The sequence below is a fragment of the Pseudomonas sp. F(2018) genome (genome assembly GCF_005508865.1).
Lineage (GTDB): Bacteria > Pseudomonadota > Gammaproteobacteria > Pseudomonadales > Pseudomonadaceae > Aquipseudomonas.
Genome location: NZ_SCOM01000002.1, coordinates 472,657 through 491,699 on the forward strand (window position 1 = coordinate 472,657; position 19,043 = coordinate 491,699).

A 19,043-nucleotide genomic window follows, 5' to 3' on the forward strand; every position below is an offset into this window, starting at 1 on the left:
GTAGCTCCTTGCCTCATGGGGTTTGCGGTTGGGTATTGCGGATCTCGTAGACGGCGTCGTCGGCGCGCACCGGGCGCATGTGGATCAGGTAGCTGGGGCCGGGAGTGCCCAGGGTCATCTCGCTCAGATTGAAGCGCACATCGAGCTTGAGGTACTTGACCTCGCCCGGGGCGACCGAGAAGTTCTGCTTGATGTCGCGCGGCTCCCACTTGGCCTGGCGGGTGAGGCCGGTGATGCGCAGGCTGTGGCGGCCCGGCGCCAGTTCGACGCGACGGTAGGAATTGAATTGCAGGGTACCGACGCTCTGCTCGTCGATCAGCACGTCCGGGTAGGAGAAACGCAGCGGTTGCCGGCCTGGATTGTCCGCCTCGGGGCGATACAGGTAGACCACGGCCTGCTCCGGGCTGCTTGGCGGCACCGCCTCGAAGTAGCCAGGGCCGGCGCAGCCGGCGAGCGTGAACAGCGCGAGCATGAGGGCCGGTAGACGCATGAGCACTCCTGATGGGACGATTTGGCTCAACCCAGCGTAGCAGCGCTTCGCTTGATTGCGGGTGGCGACGTTCCATCGCCGGAACCTGCTTGCGGCGCGGGCCCATGGTATCGTCGCGCTCCGCTTCACCCCTCAGGACCACGACGCATGAAATTCATCCACCAGCGCGAGCAGCTCAACGAAGACGACATCGTCGTGATTCTCTGCTCGCAGCCCTGCAATATCCGTCTGATGAACGACGCCAACTTCCGCAGCTACCGCAATGGCGGCCGTCATACCTATCACGGCGGCGCCTTTGACAAGTTCCCGGCGCGGATCACGGTGCCCAGCAGCGGCTTCTGGAACATCACCCTGGATACCGTCACCCGCCGCGCCATCAGCGTGACGCGCAAGCCGCAGATGGAATACTCGATCAAGTTCGTGCGCCGCTCCGGCGCCTGATTCACTCGGACGTGTAGCGGCAGCGCCTGGCCCAGGCGCTACTGATCGTCGCCGCTGCGTCTGGCCGCGCACATGGCCTGGTCGGCGATATGGATCGGGCGGTCGATGCCTGAGCAGGCTCGGGGGAACAGAACGATGCCCAGACGGTGCCGATGTGCTGCGGGCTGTCGCCCACCGGCGGCGGTGGGTTCAGCGCCGCCAGCAGCTGGCGGCGATCCAGCCAACGAGTCGTGAAAGGCGAATGCGCGGCGAGGCAATCAGGGGAAACGTTGCGGCGGCTATCGGGGTCACAGACTGTGAACCCGGAAATAAGGAGCCCAGCATGTTGAAGTTTCTAGGCGGGACCGTAGGCATCATCTTCATCATCGGCCTGATCGTGGTGATCGGCCTGTTCCAGCTGTTGTTGTAAGCCCCATGCAAAAGACCCGCTGCCTGGCAGCGGGTCTTTTTTTGTTGCAATCTCAGAGGCGGCGCTTGTTGTTCTGGTGCTGCTCGCAGGTCATGAAGCCCTTGCCCTCGACCCGGCCTTCGCTGGTGAAGGTCACGTAGTAGGGCTGCTCCTTGCCGTCGACATTGAGGATGTAGTTGTTGCAGGTGCCGGCGGTGACGGTGTTCTGCACCTCGGTGGAGGGTGGCCCGCCGATGGTCAGTACCTCGTCCTTGGTCATGCCGTCGCGGACGTCCTGCACCAGGGGTTCGTGGCGGTAGGTCGCGTAGTCCGCCGGGTTCTCCATGGTCGAGCAGCCGGTTGCCGCGGCGGCCAGGCCCAGTATCGCCAAAGTGTGCTTGTACATGTTGTCACTCCGTCGTGCGAGCCGGACTGGCTCCTGCTACTTGGAGCGAAGCCGTCGGCGCGGAGTTCGAGTTTTCTCGCCGTGCACCTGTCGCGGCGGGGCAGGAATCGTTAGCCAGCCGGCAATTCCTTGCTTGCCGACTCGCTTTTTTGGCGGCCGGCGAGCAATCTGTGGCTCTTTTCAGCCGTCGTCATTACAGGAGTACGACCATGAACAGGATTTCCCCGCTGGCCCTCGCCCTGACGTTCGCGCTGGGCACGCCGACTGTCTTCGCCGATGAAGCGGCAAGCGAGACGAGCACCATCAAGGATTCCGCCAAGGCGGCCGTGTCAACGGCGATCACCGCCGGCAAGAACCTGCTGGGCGGTGTGTCCGACGGCGTCACCGAAGGCCGGGTGGATGCCCAGGGCGCCGATGGCTCTATCGTCGTGTCCAACCTGGAGCAGCTCGATGGCCAGGTCAGCGTGCAGTTGCTCAAGATCGAGACCGTCGAAGACGGCAACCTGAGCGCATTGCTGGGCTTCAAGAACACCACCGACAAGCCGCTGCGCCTGATCAACCTGCGCCAGACCGGCGCCTTGCTGGCCATCGACCAGGAAGGCTATTCCAGCGCGCCGCTGCCGGGGCTGCTCAACCCGGACGATGTGACCATCCCGGCGTCGACCGGTGTGCGGCAGAAGTTCGTCTTCGAGGGGCCGAGCGCGGAAGTGAAGTCGATTCGCCTGTGGGGCCGCGATTTCGAGGTCAAGAAGTAGCTCCATCCGCACGCATGAAAAAGCCCGCATCAGCGGGCTTTTTGATTTCTGAATTGAAGTCTTAGAACCTGTTTAGGAGCTTTTGAGCTAGAGCCAGGCAAGGCGAAATGGGGCGAGGACGCGGAGTTTACGAGTTGTAAATGAGCAGTCCGAGCCCTATTTCAACGCAGCATGGCCGACGATCAAGAGCTCCTAGACAGGTTCTCAGCGCTTGGCCACGGTCATGGCAATAAGCCGCGACACCACCAGCGCCAGGTACATGACCCCGGCGAACTCTTCGATCATCACCAACGAGCGGGCCACCGGGGTGAGCGGGATGATGTCGCCCAGGCCGACACCGGAGAGGGTGGTGAAGCTGAGGAACAGCAGCTCCATCCAGGTGCGCGCCGCCTCGGGCTCTATGGCCGCGGCGAAGCTGCCCGGCGCCAGCAGCTGGCAGAAGGCGAACAGGTGGGCGAAGGCCCAGGCCAGCAGGGTGAAGGTGGCGCCGACCGCGTACAGCTCATCGGTGCTGGCGTGCAGGTCGGCGCTCATGTAGGCGATCAGGCTGGCCGCCGCGTAGAAGTAGAACGCCGCCTCCAGGATGGCGATCAGCGCCTCCAGCAGCGTGCTGGGGGCGAACATGTCGAGCAGATTCAGGCCCACCACCAGCAGTGCCAGCAGCCCGGCCACCCAGGTCTGCACCGGGCTGCGCTTGACCACATGCAGCGCCATGCCTAATACCAGTAAGCCGAAGGCGCCGAACAGCGCCCGGCCGATCTGGGTGTCTTCCATCCAGGGATACAGCAGCACGCCGAGCAGTTGCACGAACAGCAGACCGGCGGAGGGATGGAGACGGATGTATTTGATGGGCGACATGATCCAGCGCTGATCTCGAAAGTGGAAGGGCAGTGTAGGCGGCGCGGCGGCGGGCTTCAGCCGAGCAGTCGATGTACCTGTTCGATGGCCTGGCGCTCGCGCGCAGCCCAGTCGCCGTCGATATCGACCCAGGCGCGCTGGTGCCGCTGCAGCCAGTCGCGGCCGCTTTGGTGGAAGCATAGGCGGTCGGCCAGGTCCGGCTGGCAGCGCTGGTCATCGCTTTCCCATTCCACACCCTGCGGTGACAGCAACAGGTGCAGGTCGTAGTGGCGGGCCAGCAGCTCCGGCTCCAGCCAGGCCGGGCAGTCGCCGAACAGCGTCTGGCTCCACAGGATATTGCTGAGCAGATGGGTATCCAGGATCAGCAGTTCCGGCGCCTGGGCGCGCGCCGCGTCTTCCCGGGTCAGCTGGCCGCGGGCGATGGCGGGGATGTCCGCCAGGCAGGTATCGCGCTGCTCCTGCTCGATGAAATGGCGCACGTACTCGCCGACCACCAGGCCGCCGAAGCGCTGCTGCAGACGCTCGGCGAGAAAGGTCTTGCCGCTCGATTCGGGGCCGGTCAGCACCACCACTTTCATGGGGCGGTCTTCCAGGCGGTGCGCCATTCGCGCAGGCCGAGCACGGCCAGGGCGGTGAACACGCCGTACAGGGCGGCGGTCAGCCAGTAGTCCTGGAAGGCGAAGAAGCCGACATAGAGCACATCGACCACTATCCATAGCACCCAGCACTGCCAGCGCTTTAGCGCCATCCACAGCTGGGCGAGCAGGCTGAAGGCGGTGAGCAGGGCGTCCATCTGGGGATACACGGCCTCAGTGAAGCGATCCATGGCCAGGCCCAGCAGCAGGCCGCCGATCAGCGCCATGCCCAGGCCGATAGCCACCTCCGTGGTTCCGGTACCGCTGACGGGCCGTCGGCCGCTGTCATCCACGCCCTGGCGCCACTGCCACCAGCCGTACAGCTGCATGGCAGCGAATATGCCGTGCAGTAGTACCAGGGAATACAGTCGGGCATCGAAGAAGAACCAGGCGTAGAGCAGCACCATGACCAGGCCGATGGGCCAACACAACATGTTCTGCCGCACGGTGAGCCAGACGGAGGTGATGCCGAGGGCGGAGGCGATGATTTCCAGTGGAGTCATAAAAACCAGAAGGGGCGCCTGAGCGCCCCTTGTTCGATCAGCTGTCGTACCCCAGATTCGGCGCCAGCCAGCGTTCGGTCACGGCCAGTTCCTGGCCCTTGCGCTTGGTGTAGCACTCGACCTGATCCTGATCGACCTTGCCGACGGCAAAGTACTGCGCCTCGGGGTGGGCAAAGTACCAGCCGCTGACGGCGGCCGCCGGGAACATGGCGTAGTGCTCGGTGAGGAACACGCCGCTCTTGCCGGCCTTGTTGTAGTCGGCTTCGGGGTCGAGCAGCTTGAACAGGGTGGCCTTCTCGGTGTGGTCCGGGCAGGCCGGGTAGCCGGGAGCGGGGCGGATGCCGACGTACTGCTCGCGGATCAGCGCCTCGTTGTCCAGTTGCTCGTCGGCGTCGTAGCCCCAGTACTGCTTGCGCACGCGCTGGTGCAGCCATTCGGCGCAGGCCTCGGCGAGGCGGTCGGCGAGGGCCTTGACCATGATGCTGTTGTAGTCGTCGCCAGCTTCCTGGTAGGCCTTGGCCACTTCCTCGGCGCCGATGCCGGCGGTGGTGATAAAGCCGCCCACGTAGTCGGTCTTGCCGCTTTCCTTGGGCGCGACGAAGTCGGCCAGCGACAGGTTCGGCTTGCTGTCCGGCTTGATGGTCTGCTGGCGCAGGTGGTGCAGGGTGGCCAGGGTCTTGCCGTCGTCGCCGTAGACTTCGATGTCGTCGTGGCGCACCTGGTTGGCCGGCCAGAAGCCGAACACGGCGCGGGCCTTGATCAGCTTCTCGTCGATCAGCTTGTTGAGCAGCGCCTGGGCGTCGGTGAATAGCGCGGTCGCCGCCTCGCCGACCACTTCGTCGGTGAGGATGCGCGGGTACTTGCCGGCCAGGTCCCAGGAGATGAAGAACGGCGTCCAGTCGATGTATTCGGCCAGTTCGCGCAGGTCGATGTCGTCGAGCACCTGCACGCCGGTGAAGCTTGGCTTCGGCGGCTGGTAGCCGGCCCAGTCGAACTGCAGCTTGTTGGCCAGGGCCTCGGCGTAAGGCAGGCGCTCGGTGCGCGAGGCGCGGGCGGAAGTGCGTTCGCGCACCACCACGTACTCGTCGCGGGTCTTCTGCACGAAGTCGGCCTTGAGCTCCTTGGACAGCAGCTGGGTGGCCACGCCCACGGCACGCGAGGCGTCGGTGACGTAGACCACCGCATCGTTCTGGTACTTGGGCTCGATCTTCACCGCCGTGTGCGCCTTGGAGGTGGTGGCGCCACCGATCATCAGCGGCAGGGTGAAGCCCTGACGCTGCATCTCGCGGGCGACGTGGACCATCTCGTCCAGCGACGGGGTGATCAGGCCGGACAGGCCGATGATGTCGCACTTCTCGGCGATGGCGGTCTGCAGGATCTTCTCTGCCGGCACCATCACGCCCAGATCGACTATGTCGTAGCCGTTGCAGCCGAGCACCACGCCGACGATGTTCTTGCCGATGTCGTGCACGTCGCCCTTCACGGTGGCCATGAGGATCTTGCCCTTGGCCTCCGGCTTGTCGCCTTTTTCAGCTTCGATGAAGGGGATCAGGTGGGCCACGGCCTGCTTCATCACGCGGGCGGACTTGACCACCTGGGGCAGGAACATCTTGCCGGCGCCGAACAGGTCGCCGACCACGTTCATGCCGCTCATCAGCGGGCCTTCGATCACCTCGATGGGGCGCGCGCACTGCTGGCGGCACTCCTCGGTGTCTTCGACGATGAAGGCGGTGATGCCCTTGACCAGTGCGTGTTCCAGACGCTTGGCCACCGGGTAGCTGCGCCATTCCTCGTCCTCGGCTTCCTTCACCGCGCCGCCGCCGCGGTAGTTGTCGGCGATGGCCAGCAGCGCTTCGGTGCTGCCCTCGTGGCGGTTGAGCACCACGTCCTCGACCTTGTCGCGCAGCTCCTTGGGAATCTCGTCGTAGATCTCCAGCTGGCCGGCGTTGACGATGCCCATGGTCAGGCCGTTCTGGATCGCGTAGTAGAGGAAGACCGAGTGGATCGCCTCGCGCACCGGGTTGTTGCCGCGGAACGAGAAGGACACGTTGGACACACCGCCGGAAGACAGGGCGTAGGGCAGCTCGTCACGGATGTAGGCGCAGGCCTCGATGAAGTCCACCGCGTAGTTGTTGTGTTCCTCGATGCCGGTGGCCACGGCGAAGATGTTCGGGTCGAAGATGATGTCTTCCGGTGGGAAGCCCACTTCGTTGACCAGGATGTCGTAGGAGCGCTTGCAGATTTCCTTCTTGCGAGCGGCGGTATCGGCCTGGCCGACCTCGTCGAAGGCCATCACCACCACGGCGGCGCCGTAGCGCTTGCACAGCTTGGCGTGGTGCTTGAACTGCTCGACGCCTTCCTTCATGGAGATAGAGTTGACGATGCCCTTGCCCTGGATGCATTTGAGGCCGGCCTCGATCACTTCCCACTTGGAGGAGTCGATCATGATCGGCACGCGGGAGATGTCCGGCTCCGATGCGATGAGATTGAGGAACTTCACCATGGCCGCTTGGGAGTCGAGCATCCCTTCGTCCATGTTGATGTCGATCACCTGGGCGCCGGCTTCCACCTGCTGCTTGGCCACTTCCAGGGCCTCGGCGTAGTTCTCCTCGCGGATCAGGCGGGCGAACTTGGCCGAACCGGTGATGTTGGTGCGCTCGCCGACGTTTACGAACAGCGAGTTGCGGTCGATGGTGAACGGCTCCAGGCCGGATAGGCGGCAGGCCTTGGCGATCTCCGGAATGACGCGCGGCTTGTATTTGGCGACCGCCTCGGCAATGGCCTTGATGTGCGGCGGGGTGGTGCCGCAGCAGCCGCCGATGATGTTGAGCAGGCCGCTGGCGGCGAACTCCTCGACCACCGCGGCCATCTCCGCCGGGGTTTCGTCGTACTCGCCGAAGGCATTAGGCAGACCGGCGTTGGGGTGGGCCGAGACGTGGGTATCGGCCTTGGCCGACAGCTCGGCCAGGTACGGGCGCAGTTCCTTGGCACCGAGGGCGCAGTTCAGGCCGATGGAGATCGGCTGGGCATGCCGCATCGAGTTCCAGAACGCCTCGGTGGTCTGGCCGGACAGGGTGCGGCCGGAGGCGTCGGTGATGGTGCCGGAGATCATGATCGGCAGCTCGACGTTGTCCTCGTCGAACACCTGCTGCACGGCGAAGATCGCCGCCTTGGCATTGAGGGTGTCGAAGATGGTCTCGATCAGGATCAGGTCGGCGCCGCCCTCGATCAGGCCGCGGGTGGCCTCGGTGTAGTTCTCCACCAGCTCGTCGAAGGTGACGTTGCGGAAGCCGGGGTCGTTGACGTCCGGGGAGATCGAGCAGGTGCGGCTGGTCGGGCCGAGGACGCCGGCGACGAAGCGCGGACGGTCCGGGGTTTCCAGGGTCTTGGCATCCGCCACCTGGCGGGCGACGCGGGCGCCGGCCACGTTCAGCTCGTAGGCCAGGGCCTCCATGCCGTAGTCGGCCTGGGATACGCGGGTGGCGTTGAAGGTGTTGGTTTCCAGGATATCGGCGCCGGCGTCCAGGTAGGCGCGCTCGATCTCGGCGATCACCTCCGGCTTGCTCAGCAGCAGCAGGTCGTTGTTGCCCTTCACGTCGCTCGGCCAGTCGGCGAAGCGCGTGCCGCGGTAATCCGCTTCCTCCAGCTTGTAGCTCTGGATCATGGTGCCCATGCCGCCGTCGAGGATCAGGATGCGTTCTTTCAGAGCTTGCTGAAGGGCCTGGAGGCGGGCGCTGCGGTCGGACATGGAGACTACCTGGGCTGAACGTGTAGAAAGGCCGAGGATGATAGCAAAGCTGCATGGCTCTCAGACGCCCGCACGATCTGCATGAAAATGGCTCATATTGGGCCGTTTCGTTGCCATGGCCTTACAATGCCCGTTCGCTGCATAAGGACCTTGCCATGCCCCGTCGTTTTCTCGCCCCGTTGGCGCTGCTGTGCGCGCCGCTGTTCGCTGCCGAGCCGGTTTCCTACAGTCGAGACGTCCAGCCGATCCTGACCAACAAATGCGTGGCCTGCCACGCCTGCTACGACTCGCCGTGCCAGCTCAACCTGGGCAGTGGCGAGGGCGTGCTGCGGGGGGGCAACAAGCTGCCGGTGTACGACGGCGGGCGGACCAAGGCGCAGGCCAGCACGCGGCTGTATTTCGATGCCCAGGGCGAAGCCGCCTGGCGCGACAAGGGCTTCCATTCGGTGCTCGACCCGCAGGCCGGCCAGGCCGCGCTGCTGGCGCGCATGCTGGAGCTGGGGCGCAGCAATCCGCTGCAGCCCAATGCCAAGCTGCCGGCCGACCTGGATATTTCCATCGAGCGGGACAACCAGTGCCCGCTGCCCGGCGAGTTCGATGCCTATGCGAAGAAGTTCGCCCATGCCGGCATGCCTTTCGCCGTCGCTGGGCTCAGCGATGCCGAGTACAGCACCCTGCGGCAATGGCTGAAGGAAGGCGCGCCGGTGGAGGAGCAGGCGCTGCAGCCGTCCGCCGCCGAGCAGAAGCAATTGGCCGAGTGGGAGGCCTTCCTCAATGCGCCCGGCGCGCGGGAGAGCCTGGTCAACCGCTGGCTGTTTGAGCACCTGTTCCTCGCCCATCTGTACTTCGAGGGTGGCGAGCCGGGGCATTTCTTCCAGCTGGTGCGCTCGCGCACGCCGAGCGGCCAGCCGATCGACCCGATCGCCACCCGCCGGCCCAACGAGGACCCGGGCGCCCAGGTGTACTACCGCCTGTGGCCGATCCAGGGCGTGATCGTGCACAAGACCCATATCACCTATCCGCTCAGCGCCAAGAAGCTCGCGCGCACCCGCGAGCTGTTCTACGCCGGCGACTGGACGGTGGACGCCGTGCCCGGCTATGGCGCCCAGCGCCGCGCCAACCCGTTCGAGACCTTCGCCGCGATTCCGCCCCAGGCGCGCTACCAGTTCATGCTGGATAACGCCGAGTACTTCGTGCGCACCTTCATCCGTGGCCCGGTGTGCCGTGGGCAGATCGCCACCGACGTGATCCGCGACAACTTCTGGGCGCTGTTCCAGGACCCGCAGCACGACCTTTACATCACCGATGCCGAGTACCGCGCCCAGGCCACGCCGCTGCTGGCCATGCCCGGACAGTTCGACGAGATCGGCGACCTGCTCGGCCTGTGGAAGGCCTATCGCGACAAGCGCAACGAGTACGAAGACCTGCGTCGCGGCGCCTATGCCGACGCGCCGGTGCCGGGCTGGTCGACCCTCTGGGCCGGCAACGACAACGCTTTACTCTCGATCTACCGCCACTATGACAGCGCCATGGTGCGCAAGGGCCTGATCGGCGAGGTTCCGCAGACCCTGTGGCTGATGGACTACCCGCTGTTCGAGCGCACCTACTATCAACTGGTGGTCAACTTCGATGTGTTCGGCAATGTCGCCCACCAGGCGCAGACCCGCCTGTACTTCGACCTGATCCGCAACGGCGCCGAGCTGAACTTCCTCCGCCTGTTGCCGCCGGAGTCGCGCCAGGTCTACTTGGACGACTGGTACCAGGACGGCGGCAAGCTGAAGATGTGGCTGGACTACACCGCTGCCGATCTGGACACCGCCACCGGCATCAATCTGCCGGAACAGGGCGCCAAGGGCGCCTTCGCCCAGGCGCTGCTGGCGCGCTACGCCGACCTCAATGCGCGGCCCGACCCGCTCAACCGCTGCGAGGCTGCCGACTGTCATCGCCCGGGCCTGCCGGCCGAGCTGGAGGATGCCGAGCAGGCCCTGAGTCGCCTGCCTGGGCGACCGGCTGGCGGGCTCAAGGTGATCGACCAGCTGCCCGAAGCGACTCTGCTAAGGGTCGAGCTGGCCGACGGCAAGCGCGAGGTGTACAGCCTGCTGCGCAACCGAGCGCACAGCAACGTGGCCTTCATGACCGGCGAATCCCTGCGCTACCAGCCGGGGCTGGATACCCTGACGGTGTATCCGGGCGTGCTGACCAGCTACCCGAACTTCATGTTCAGCCTGCCGGCGAGCGAGGTGCCGCAGTTCGTCGGTGCCCTGGAACAGGCGCGCGACCCGGCGGCATTCGACAAGCTGGTGCAGCGCTGGGGTATTCGCCGCAGCCACCCCGAGTTCTGGCGCTACTTCCACGACCTCTCGGCCTATATCCGGGAGACCGAGCCGGTGGAGGCGGGCGTGCTGGACATGAACCGCTACCAGAACCTCTGAGCCGGATGAAAAAAGCCCGCCGATTGGCGGGCTTTCTGTTTCAGGAGCGCATGCTCAGAAGTGGCCCTTCAGCAGCAGGCTGATGGCGCTCTGGTCGGTGCCGCCGAGGATCTCGTCGCCGACATAGCCGTCATCGTCGATGCCGTACTTGTCGCTCCAATAGTCGTACTCGACGCCCACATAGAAGCGCTTGCCCCAGCCCATGGCCTTGGCCATGTCGTACTTGATCTGCGGGTTGAAGTGCAGGTTGGCGTGGTAGCTGTCGTCGTTGTCCACCACCCAGTCCATGAAGCCGTCGATCACCAGGTCGGAGTCGCCCACGGCCACGGTGTAGCTCCAGGCCGGGGTGATCTGCCACACGCCACTGCCGTCGCGCTGGCCGTCGGTCTCGCGGTAGTAGGTGTTGAGCTGGAAGAAGTCGAAGCCGGGTACGTTCAGGTCGACGGCCGGACCTAGCAGGTAGGAGTCGACATCGTCCTCGCCGAACTCGTAGGTGGCCGCCAGCAGCACGTCCTTGATCGGGCCGAACGACAGGTCGGCGCCGCTGAGCTTGCCGAACGACAGGCGCGGGCTGATCTCGCCGTAGAACGTGTGGCCGTCGCCGGCGCCGTTGGTGGCCTCGGTGTTGTACTTGATACCGTCGACGAAGATGAACAGGTCACCGAAGCTCCAGCCGCTGGCGTGCTCGAAGGTCAGGGTCTGCTGCCTGGGCGGGTCGACCTTGAAGTCGATGCCGTTGAGGTAGGTCAGGCTGTTGTCCTGCCATTGCAGCAGGTCGGCGGCCAGTGCCTGGCCGCTGAGAAGGGTGGCGGCCAGGCTCAGGCCGGTGGCGAAACGGGACATCTGCAACTCCGAATCTTGACTGGGTAGGCGAAAAAAGCGCGCTACTTTACCAGCCTGGCCTCGAGGCTGTTGCTGGCCAGACGGGCGGCCTGCTGGCGGGTCATGCCCAGGTCGCGCTCCAGGGCGGCGAAGTTCTCGCCGACGTAGCCGCCGAAGTAGGCCGGGTCATCGGAGTTCACCGTCACCTTCACGCCGCGCTCGAGCATGGCCAGGATGTTGTGCTGGGCCATGTTGTCGAACACGCAGAGCTTGATATTGGACAGCGGGCAGACGGTCAGCGGGATCTGTTCGTCGATGATGCGCTGCATCAGGCGCTCGTCCTCGATGGCGCGCACGCCGTGGTCGATACGCTCGATCTTGAGCAGGTCCAGCGCCTCCCAGATGTACTCGGGCGGGCCTTCCTCGCCGGCGTGGGCGACGGTGAGCAGGCCTTCGCTGCGGGCCTTGGCGAACACCCGCTCGAACAGGCGCGGCGGGAAGCCCATCTCCGAGCTGTCCAGGCCGACGGCGACGAAGGCGTCGCGGAACGGCATGGCCTGTTCCAGGGTCTTGAACGCCTCCTCCTCGGACAGATGGCGCAGGAAGCTGAGGATCAGGCCGTGGGTGACTCCCAGCTGCTTCTCGCCATCGACCAGCGCCTGCTTGATGCCGCTCAGCACCACTTCGAAGGAAATGCCGCGGTCGGTGTGGGTCTGCGGGTCGAAGAACGGCTCGGTGTGGATCACGCCCTGTTCCTTGCACTTGAGCAGGTAGGCCCAGGTCAGGTCGTAGAAGTCCTGCTCGGTGCGCAGGACGTTGGCGCCCTGGTAGTAGAGGTCGAGGAACTCCTGCAGGTTGTTGAAGGCGTAGGCGCCGCGCAGGCTGTCCACGTCGGCCCACGGCAGGGCGATCCCGTTGCGCTCGGCCAGGGCGAACAGCAGCTCGGGCTCCAGCGAACCTTCCAGGTGCAGGTGCAGTTCGGCCTTGGGCAGGGCGGTGATCCAGTCGGTCATGGTGGGGCTAACTCAGGGAAATCGAGTGTGCATTCTAGCGGAGTCGGTGCTGGGAATTATTCCTACTAAATTACTAGGACTTTCTCCCTGCCAGTCGATTGGCGTACACTGGCCCCATGTTTTGCGAGGAGTTGCCATGAGCGCCATCATCATTACCGACGCGGCCCACGATTATCTGTCCGATCTGCTGAAGAAGCAGAACACCACCGGCATCGGCATTCGTGTGTTCATCACCCAGCCCGGCACGCCCTACGCGGAAACCTGCATCGCCTACTGCAAGCCGGGTGAGCAGAAGGCCGAAGACACCGCCCTGGCGCTGAAGGAATTCACCGCCTGGATCGACGCCGTCAGCGAGCCGTTCCTGGAAGACGCCGTGGTCGACTATGCCACCGACCGCATGGGCGGCCAGCTGACCATCAAGGCGCCGAACGCCAAGGTGCCGATGGTCAACGAGGACAGCCCGGTCACCGAGCGCATCAACTACTACCTGCAGACCGAGATCAATCCGGGCCTTGCCAGCCATGGCGGCCAGGTGAGCCTGGTCGACGTGGTCGAGGAAGGCATCGCCGTGCTGCGCTTCGGCGGCGGCTGCCAGGGTTGCGGTCAGGCCGACTTCACCCTCAAGGAAGGCATCGAGAAGACCCTGCTGGAGCGCATTCCCGAGCTCAAGGGCGTGCGTGACGTGACCGACCACAGCAACCGCGAGAACGCCTACTACTGAGTGTTCCTCGCTGCTGAGAAAAGGCGCCTGCGGGCGCCTTTTTTGTTGCCCGGGAAATCGCTCCCGCTGCTGTGCCACGCGGCGTCGGGCAAGGCTGGTGCTCCCTCATACTGCAAGGAGCAACACCATGGGCAAGAGCATCATCGTGCACACCAGCGACCACGGCTGGCTGGATCAGGCCGTGCGTCTGCATCTGATCTACGGCGGTGTGCAGATCGAGGATGACGCCGATGTCGGCGTCGGTCCCCACGATCTGGAGCAGCTGGTGGCGCTGATCCACCAGCATCACGGCCATGCCGCCACCCGCCTGCGCACCGTGCTGGGTGTCGGCGTCGGCCTGTGCCTGTCGGCGATGGGCTTGTGGATGATCCACGAGGCGGTGGCGGACCCGGGGGATACCAAGGAGCTCTGGGTGCTGCTGGCCGGCGGGGTGTTCATGGCCTTCTTCGGCGGCCTCGGGGTGTTCTACGCCCTCGGTCAGCGCTGGCGTATCAGTTCCAGCAGCGGCGACCGCAACATGACCCTGGGTTCCGACTGAGCGATCCATCAGCGCCGCGATTCGTCGCCCGCGGCGCTGTCCTCGATCAGGTCCTGCAGCAGGATGAGCAGACCGGCGCACATCAGGAACAGGCCCCAGTTGAACGAGGCGGTCTGCACATGGCGCAGCAGGCTCATCCACTCCTCGTGCTGTGGCGGTATCCACACCACCGGCAGCATAAAGCCGAGCAGCGCCACCAGGGCGAAGGACATCAGGCGGATAAAGGGTTGCGGCGGAGCCTGCTGGTTGACGCCGTAGACCACCGTGGCCACCACCAGGATGCTGGCCGCGGCGGACAGCACCAGGTCCGCCCGACTATGCAGCGCATCGAACAGCACGGCCTCGAACTCGCGCCCCGGCGATGCGCCGTGCTGCAGCGCCAGCAGCGCACCGAACAGCTGCACCAGCGCGCCGCCCAGCCAGGGCGCGCGCAACAGCGGGTAGCGGCGCAGCAAGGCCGGCGCCAGCATGGTGTGGTGCCAGAACAGCAGCCAGCACAGGGTCGTCAGGCCGTACAGCAGGCCAGCCAGCACGGCGAACATTCAGCTGGCAGGCGCCTCGCCGCCGCTCGATGCCGGCGCCGGAGTCGGTATCACCGCAGGTTCGGGCTGGGTGCGGATCGGGCTGATCAGGTTGGTGTATTCCTCCAGCAGGCGGTTGACCGCCTCCGGCGGTTCGCAGGCCTTGAACACCATGCTGATGGCGATCTCGTCCGGGTCGCGCTGCTGGCCCTTGCGCTTGTCCTGGCCGAAGGTGACGAAGAAGCGCTCGCTCTGCAGCTCGCCGTTCTGCAGGTTGTCGCGGGCCTTCTCCAGCTCGGTGCCCTGCATCTTCACCGACAGATCGACCTTCATGCCCGCCAGCGCCAGACCGCGCGGGGCCACCAGGGTGATCAGCGGGATATTGAGGATATGACCCTCGTCCAGGGCCACCTCGACCATCTTGGCCTTCATCGGCGTGCCCAGGTCGTTGGGGTCGTAGTCGAAGAACTGGTCGAACAGCTTGATGTACTGCTGGGCGATCACCTGGTGGGTGGCGGCTGCCGCCTGGTGCAGGCCACGGGTGATGTGGCTCAGGTCGCTGGCGGTCATGGGTTCCTTCTTGGAAAACAGCGCCATCGTGGGGCTCCTTGCTTATGCGGGGTGAGGTGACCCCGCCTCGCGGCGGGGTCGGTTGCGCGGCTTACTTGCCGTCTTTCTTGGCGTCGGCGTCCGCCTGGGCCTTGGCCGGGTCGGGCACCAGGCCGTCGGTGGGCAGGGCGTCCTTGCTGGCGGCCTGGGTGTTGGGCAGCATCACCGGCTTGGTCGCCGCGTCGGTGAGGAAGTCGATCACCCGCATCAGGGCTTCCGGCGGGTCCTGGCGCGCGATCTTGGTGTGGATTGCATAGCGCGCGCGGGTGTCGGTCTTGCGGGTCTGGGTCGACTTGTGGCTCACCGAGCCCTTCACCGTGACGCTGAACGGGCCCCAGCCCAGCTTGGCCTCGAAGCTGCCCTGACCGGCGGTCTCGCTGGTGTCCTCGGCCATCTGGTTGATGGTCAGCTCGAAGTCGATGGTGCCTTCTTCGACGGTGATGTTCGGGTGACTGATGGCCGCCAGCAGCGGGATGCGCATCTTCTTGGTCACCGTGCCCTGGTACACCCCGTTCTCATCGACCAACGTCTCGTCATAGTCGAACTGTACGGATACCGCCTTGCCGTCCTGAATACACACGGTCATCAGGAAGTCGGCGTACGCCTTACTGGCTTGGACCTGGGCGGTGATCATCGCCTGCAGCGGACCGGAGATCATCCGGTCGAGGGGCAGGGCATTGATAACTGAGCCGATCAGGCCGGTATCTATCTGGGACATGTGTCAATCTCCTTATAATTTGCGCGAAATGCGCAATTCCAGGCTATGACTGCGTTGGCCTCGAATTCAGTGGGAACTACTTACCGGTGTGTCTCGTGTTCCTGGCGCCGGATGTTGCCGATCTGGCGCAGGCTGAGGCCGTACTTGTCGGCCAGGGCGCTGCGCGAGAGGCCATCGCAGCTTTCCTGGAAGATCTGCTGGTTGCGGATCTGACGGCTGAAGTGATCGGCCTTGGGCACTTCGATGGACAGGCCGGCGTAACGCTGGATCAGGGCGGAAAGGGCTTCCGGGGGAAGGATCAGGGTGAGAGTCGAGCGGGCGGGGTACTTGGGGATGTATTTGGGTCGGCCACCGAAACAGCAGGTCAGCCGGTAGGCGTTCTCCAGGCCGACGCATTCGATCAGTTCTTGCAGCGAGTGTGGCAGTTGCCTGACATCGACCTGCTTGAGGTCATTTTCGTCCATGGTCGTGCTCCTTGTTGGTCTTGTGGACTTACAAGGATGCTAGGGATGCTCTGGCCTGGGGTTTAATGGGGAAATTTGTCCCCTGATTGGTCAGGAAATTGTTCAAGCTGATGTTTCGCCGGAGCGGGTGATGGACTGCGGTTCCCTCAACCAAGGAGAACCACCATGTCCGGCTATGCCATCGACTTCAGTTTCATCGCCCGCCTCGAAGGCGGCCCGGCCACCCGCGGCTACGTGCCGGACGCCGCCAACAGCCGCAGTGGAGTGACCATCGCCACCGGTTTCGATCTCGGCCAGCGCCATCTGGCGGATCTGCAGAGACTGGGCCTGGAGGCCGGGCTGGTGCAGCGCCTGAGCCCCTACCTGGGGCTGATCGGCCAGCAGGCGGCGGCGTGCCTTGCGCGCCAGCCACTGACGGTCAGCGCGGCCGAGGCCGAGGCCATCGACGAGGCCTTCAAGCTGCCCTTCGTCGACCGCCTGTCAGCCGCCTTCACCAAGGCTGGCGGTGGCGATTTCGCCGCGCTGCCAGGCGCCGCGCAGACGGTGATTGCCTCGGTGGCCTTCCAGTACGGTGACCTGGCCTCGCGCACGCCGAACTTCTGGCGACAGGTGGTGGCCCACGACTGGTCCACCGCCTGCGCCAATCTGGCCAACTTCGGCGATCGCTATCCGACCCGGCGCAAACAGGAGGCGCAACTGCTCGGCAGCCTGTTGTGAGTTGAGCTCCGGGGCGCGGCCGCGGCTGCGCCCCGGGCTTTCAGCGGCAGGGGTAGGTGAGCAGCAGGCTGGCGCCGAACAGCTGCTCGGGCTGCGGCTCGTCCGGCACGCTGCGCCAGTCCACGCGCAGGCAGATCGCGGTGAGGTTCTGCGCGCCTTCCACGCCCGTGACTTGCGGCGCGAAGTCGCGCCGGTACAGGGCCAGGGTCGATTGCTCGGGCGTGACGCTGTCGGCCTGGCCCAGGGTCTCGCGCACTCTGTCGGGGATGCTGGTCATGGGCAGGGTGAAGCGCGCCTGCGCGCCATCGGGCCGGAAGTAGCCGGCATCGCGGCTGCGTTTCCACAGCTGCTGCCAATGGCTGTTGCCGGCGGTGTCGGCCAGGGTGGCGGAGAGTTCGCGCAGGCGCCGCTCGGGCAGCTGCCCGGTCTGCAGGGCCTGGGCGCTGGTGACGGACAGGGCGAGGGCACAGCACAGGGTGCGAATAAGCATGGTGACTCCTTGTCTCAGGGCAGCAGGGTGGAGTGGCGCAGGTTGCCGGGGTAGGCCTTGTCACGCAGTTGCAGCGCCAGGATGTTGTCGATGGCGCCGATATCCAGCCGGTCCAGCTGCTCGCGCATCGCCTGGCTCAGGTGGCGCAGGTACGCCACTCGCCCGGCCAGATGGCAGTAGGCCTGGCCGAGCTCGTGGGCCAGCACCAGCGCCGGGGCGGTGTCGGTCTGCTCGGTGCTGCCGTATGCGCTGCCCAGGTTCCAAAGCAGGTGCCCGGCGCCATTGGGCTCGCTGCTGCGCGGCGGGCGCCAGGCCTCCCGGCTACGATCGCCTGGGCCGGCGGTGACTTCGATGTGCAGCAGCTGGGGTACGGTCATCAGTTCGTTGAGCACGAAGGCGGCGAAGCGGGATTGACGCAGGTACTGGCCGGCATTGCGAAAGGCATCCTCCGCGATGCTCTGCTCCAGCTTCCTGCCGGTGACGATGATGGTCATCGGTGACTCCTGGTAGTGGGCGCCCGGGATTGGGGCAGGAGCCATGGTTTCAGTCGTACCGGTGGGGCTTCAGAGGGAAAGGCTTCAGGCCAAGCGTGCGCGCCTTCGCAAATGGCGACATGGATTGCGAGTGATGGCACATTGATATGGCTTTTGTCGGTGAAAGGTGCTTCCTTATTGGCCCTTTTGCTGCCGCTTCGTCGTGACTCGCAGTGGCAACAGTGCTAACAAGAAGGCTGGTAGTACCGATCCGGCCCATGCGTTACGAGGATTGCCGATGGCGACCATTTCCCTGCTGGTCTGCGATGACTCCGCCATGGCGCGCAAGCAGTTGCTGCGCGCCCTGCCCGCGGAGTGGCCAGTGCAGATCAGCCAGGCCACCAACGGTGCGGAGGCCCTGGAGCGGATTCGCCAGGGCGGTATCGACCTGCTTCTGCTCGACCTGACCATGCCGGTGCTGGACGGCTACGGCGTACTCGCCGGCCTGCGTGACGAGGGCCTGCAGTGCAAGGTCATCGTGGTTTCCGGTGACGTGCAGGACGAGGCCGTGCGCCGTGTAACCGAGCTGGGCGCGCTGGCCTTCCTGAAGAAGCCGGCCGAGCCCGAGCTGGTGCGCGAGACCCTGCAGCGCCTCGGCCTGTTCGACGAGGCCGTCACCGCGCCGCCGCGCGATCCGAGCGAGCTGGGCGAGCCGTCGGTGAACTTCCGCGATGCCTTCCGCGAGGTGATCAACGTCGCCATGGGCCGCGCCGCCGCGCTGCTGGCGCGGGTGCTGGGCGTGTTCGTGCAGCTGCCGCTGCCCAACGTCAACATCCTCGAGGTCGGCGAGCTGCACATGGCACTGGCCGATGCGCAGAGCGACGAACGCCTCACCGCCGTGTGCCAGGGCTATATCGGCGGCGGCATTTCCGGCGAGGCGCTGCTGATCTTCCATGACTCGGAAGTGGCGGACATGGCCAAGCTGCTGCACCGCAGCGCCATCGAAAGCTCCGCCATGGAGATGCTGCTGGACATGTCCAGCGTGCTGATCGGCGCCTGCCTCAGCGGCATCGCCGAGCAGATCAACATCAAGTTCTCCCAGGGCCATCCGCAGATCCTCGGCCAGCATGCGCCGATCGACGAGCTGATCCGCCTCAATCAGCAGCGCTGGCGCAAGACCCTGGCGGTGGAATTCAGCTACAGCATCGAGGGGCACGATATCCACTTCGACCTGATGCTGCTGTTCACCGAGGACTCGGTGCCGCTGCTGACCAAAAAACTCGCCTACATGATGGGTTGAA

Annotated in this window: 20 protein-coding genes and 1 pseudogene; 7 read left to right on the forward strand and 14 right to left on the reverse strand. The window is 65.2% G+C overall.

Annotation, left to right across the window (positions count from 1 at the left end; all coding sequences use genetic code 11):
• Window positions 1-13: 13 nt before the first annotated feature.
• Window positions 14-490 (reverse strand): DUF2846 domain-containing protein, encoded by a 477-nt coding sequence (locus FFS62_RS10250; protein ID WP_137972713.1) that lies wholly within the window; start codon window positions 488-490, stop codon window positions 14-16.
• A gap of 104 nt (window positions 491-594) precedes the next feature.
• On the opposite strand from FFS62_RS10250, the pseudogene FFS62_RS10255 reads away from it, so the two are divergent.
• A pseudogene (locus tag FFS62_RS10255) lies at window positions 595-931 on the forward strand (DUF1883 domain-containing protein).
• 461 nt (window positions 932-1,392) lie between these two features.
• Here the strand turns inward: FFS62_RS10255 and osmE are convergent.
• The gene (gene osmE / locus FFS62_RS10265; protein ID WP_137972716.1) at window positions 1,393-1,725 is read right to left on the reverse strand and encodes an osmotically-inducible lipoprotein OsmE; all 333 of its coding nucleotides are present in this window, start codon (window positions 1,723-1,725) and stop codon (window positions 1,393-1,395) included.
• Window positions 1,726-1,934: 209 nt separating this feature from the next.
• Between osmE and FFS62_RS10270 the strand changes: the two genes are divergently transcribed.
• The gene (locus tag FFS62_RS10270; RefSeq protein ID WP_137972717.1) at window positions 1,935-2,480 is read left to right on the forward strand and encodes a hypothetical protein; all 546 of its coding nucleotides are present in this window, start codon (window positions 1,935-1,937) and stop codon (window positions 2,478-2,480) included.
• 204 nt (window positions 2,481-2,684) lie between these two features.
• On the opposite strand, the gene FFS62_RS10275 is transcribed toward FFS62_RS10270, so the two are convergent.
• Genes FFS62_RS10275 through metH form a run of 4 tightly spaced genes read right to left on the reverse strand, consistent with a single transcriptional unit; the run spans window position 2,685 to window position 8,224 of the window.
• The gene (locus FFS62_RS10275; protein WP_137972718.1) at window positions 2,685-3,338 is read right to left on the reverse strand and encodes a potassium channel family protein; all 654 of its coding nucleotides are present in this window, start codon (window positions 3,336-3,338) and stop codon (window positions 2,685-2,687) included.
• Window positions 3,339-3,394: 56 nt separating this feature from the next.
• Window positions 3,395-3,916: an AAA family ATPase gene (locus tag FFS62_RS10280; protein ID WP_137972719.1), complete on the reverse strand. Its 522-nt coding sequence runs from the start codon at window positions 3,914-3,916 to the stop codon at window positions 3,395-3,397.
• Window positions 3,913-4,476, reverse strand: coding sequence for a nicotinamide riboside transporter PnuC (pnuC, locus tag FFS62_RS10285; protein ID WP_137972720.1), 564 nt, complete (start codon window positions 4,474-4,476; stop codon window positions 3,913-3,915). Before pnuC ends, FFS62_RS10280 begins: the two co-directional genes overlap by 4 nt.
• 37 nt (window positions 4,477-4,513) lie before the next feature.
• Window positions 4,514-8,224 carry a methionine synthase gene (gene metH / locus FFS62_RS10290; protein WP_137972721.1) on the reverse strand — a complete coding sequence of 1,237 codons (3,711 nt, stop codon included), beginning with the start codon at window positions 8,222-8,224 and terminating at the stop codon, window positions 4,514-4,516.
• A gap of 155 nt (window positions 8,225-8,379) precedes the next feature.
• Here metH and FFS62_RS10295 point away from each other — a divergent pair, with 155 nt between their 5' ends.
• Window positions 8,380-10,656: a fatty acid cis/trans isomerase gene (locus FFS62_RS10295; RefSeq protein WP_137972722.1), complete on the forward strand. Its 2,277-nt coding sequence runs from the start codon at window positions 8,380-8,382 to the stop codon at window positions 10,654-10,656.
• A gap of 54 nt (window positions 10,657-10,710) precedes the next feature.
• On the opposite strand, the gene FFS62_RS10300 is transcribed toward FFS62_RS10295, so the two are convergent.
• The gene (locus FFS62_RS10300) at window positions 10,711-11,499 is read right to left on the reverse strand and encodes an outer membrane protein OmpK (RefSeq protein ID WP_137972723.1); all 789 of its coding nucleotides are present in this window, start codon (window positions 11,497-11,499) and stop codon (window positions 10,711-10,713) included.
• A 41-nt stretch (window positions 11,500-11,540) separates the two neighbouring features.
• Window positions 11,541-12,491 carry an adenosine deaminase gene (locus tag FFS62_RS10305; protein ID WP_137972724.1) on the reverse strand — a complete coding sequence of 317 codons (951 nt, stop codon included), beginning with the start codon at window positions 12,489-12,491 and terminating at the stop codon, window positions 11,541-11,543.
• Between the two features lie 136 nt (window positions 12,492-12,627).
• On the opposite strand from FFS62_RS10305, the gene nfuA reads away from it, so the two are divergent.
• Window positions 12,628-13,212, forward strand: a complete 585-nt coding sequence (nfuA, locus tag FFS62_RS10310) for a Fe-S biogenesis protein NfuA (RefSeq protein WP_137972725.1) — start codon at window positions 12,628-12,630, stop codon at window positions 13,210-13,212.
• Between the two features lie 127 nt (window positions 13,213-13,339).
• The gene (locus tag FFS62_RS10315; RefSeq protein WP_137972726.1) at window positions 13,340-13,750 is read left to right on the forward strand and encodes a hypothetical protein; all 411 of its coding nucleotides are present in this window, start codon (window positions 13,340-13,342) and stop codon (window positions 13,748-13,750) included.
• Window positions 13,751-13,758: 8 nt separating this feature from the next.
• On the opposite strand, the gene FFS62_RS10320 is transcribed toward FFS62_RS10315, so the two are convergent.
• The 4 genes from FFS62_RS10320 to FFS62_RS10335 form a co-directional block, all read right to left on the reverse strand.
• Window positions 13,759-14,292 carry a hypothetical protein gene (locus FFS62_RS10320; RefSeq protein ID WP_137972727.1) on the reverse strand — a complete coding sequence of 178 codons (534 nt, stop codon included), beginning with the start codon at window positions 14,290-14,292 and terminating at the stop codon, window positions 13,759-13,761.
• On the reverse strand, window positions 14,293-14,868 hold the full coding sequence (locus FFS62_RS10325; protein ID WP_137972728.1) for a DUF2589 domain-containing protein: 576 nt from the start codon (window positions 14,866-14,868) through the stop codon (window positions 14,293-14,295).
• A 64-nt stretch (window positions 14,869-14,932) separates the two neighbouring features.
• Complete coding sequence (locus FFS62_RS10330; RefSeq protein WP_137972729.1) at window positions 14,933-15,598, reverse strand: DUF2589 domain-containing protein; 666 nt, start codon at window positions 15,596-15,598, stop codon at window positions 14,933-14,935.
• Between the two features lie 80 nt (window positions 15,599-15,678).
• Window positions 15,679-16,062, reverse strand: coding sequence for a Mor transcription activator family protein (locus FFS62_RS10335; protein WP_137972730.1), 384 nt, complete (start codon window positions 16,060-16,062; stop codon window positions 15,679-15,681).
• 165 nt (window positions 16,063-16,227) lie between these two features.
• On the opposite strand from FFS62_RS10335, the gene FFS62_RS10340 reads away from it, so the two are divergent.
• Window positions 16,228-16,779, forward strand: a complete 552-nt coding sequence (locus tag FFS62_RS10340; RefSeq protein WP_137972731.1) for a pesticin C-terminus-like muramidase — start codon at window positions 16,228-16,230, stop codon at window positions 16,777-16,779.
• A gap of 40 nt (window positions 16,780-16,819) precedes the next feature.
• Here the strand turns inward: FFS62_RS10340 and FFS62_RS10345 are convergent, their stop codons facing one another.
• Together FFS62_RS10345 and FFS62_RS10350 are read right to left on the reverse strand one after the other, a co-directional pair.
• Window positions 16,820-17,269, reverse strand: coding sequence for a hypothetical protein (locus FFS62_RS10345; RefSeq protein WP_256662191.1), 450 nt, complete (start codon window positions 17,267-17,269; stop codon window positions 16,820-16,822).
• A gap of 14 nt (window positions 17,270-17,283) precedes the next feature.
• Window positions 17,284-17,808, reverse strand: a complete 525-nt coding sequence (locus FFS62_RS10350; protein ID WP_137972732.1) for a hypothetical protein — start codon at window positions 17,806-17,808, stop codon at window positions 17,284-17,286.
• A gap of 232 nt (window positions 17,809-18,040) precedes the next feature.
• Here FFS62_RS10350 and FFS62_RS10355 point away from each other — a divergent pair, with 232 nt between their 5' ends.
• Window positions 18,041-19,042, forward strand: coding sequence for a response regulator (locus FFS62_RS10355; protein ID WP_137972733.1), 1,002 nt, complete (start codon window positions 18,041-18,043; stop codon window positions 19,040-19,042).
• Window position 19,043 lies beyond the last annotated feature (1 nt).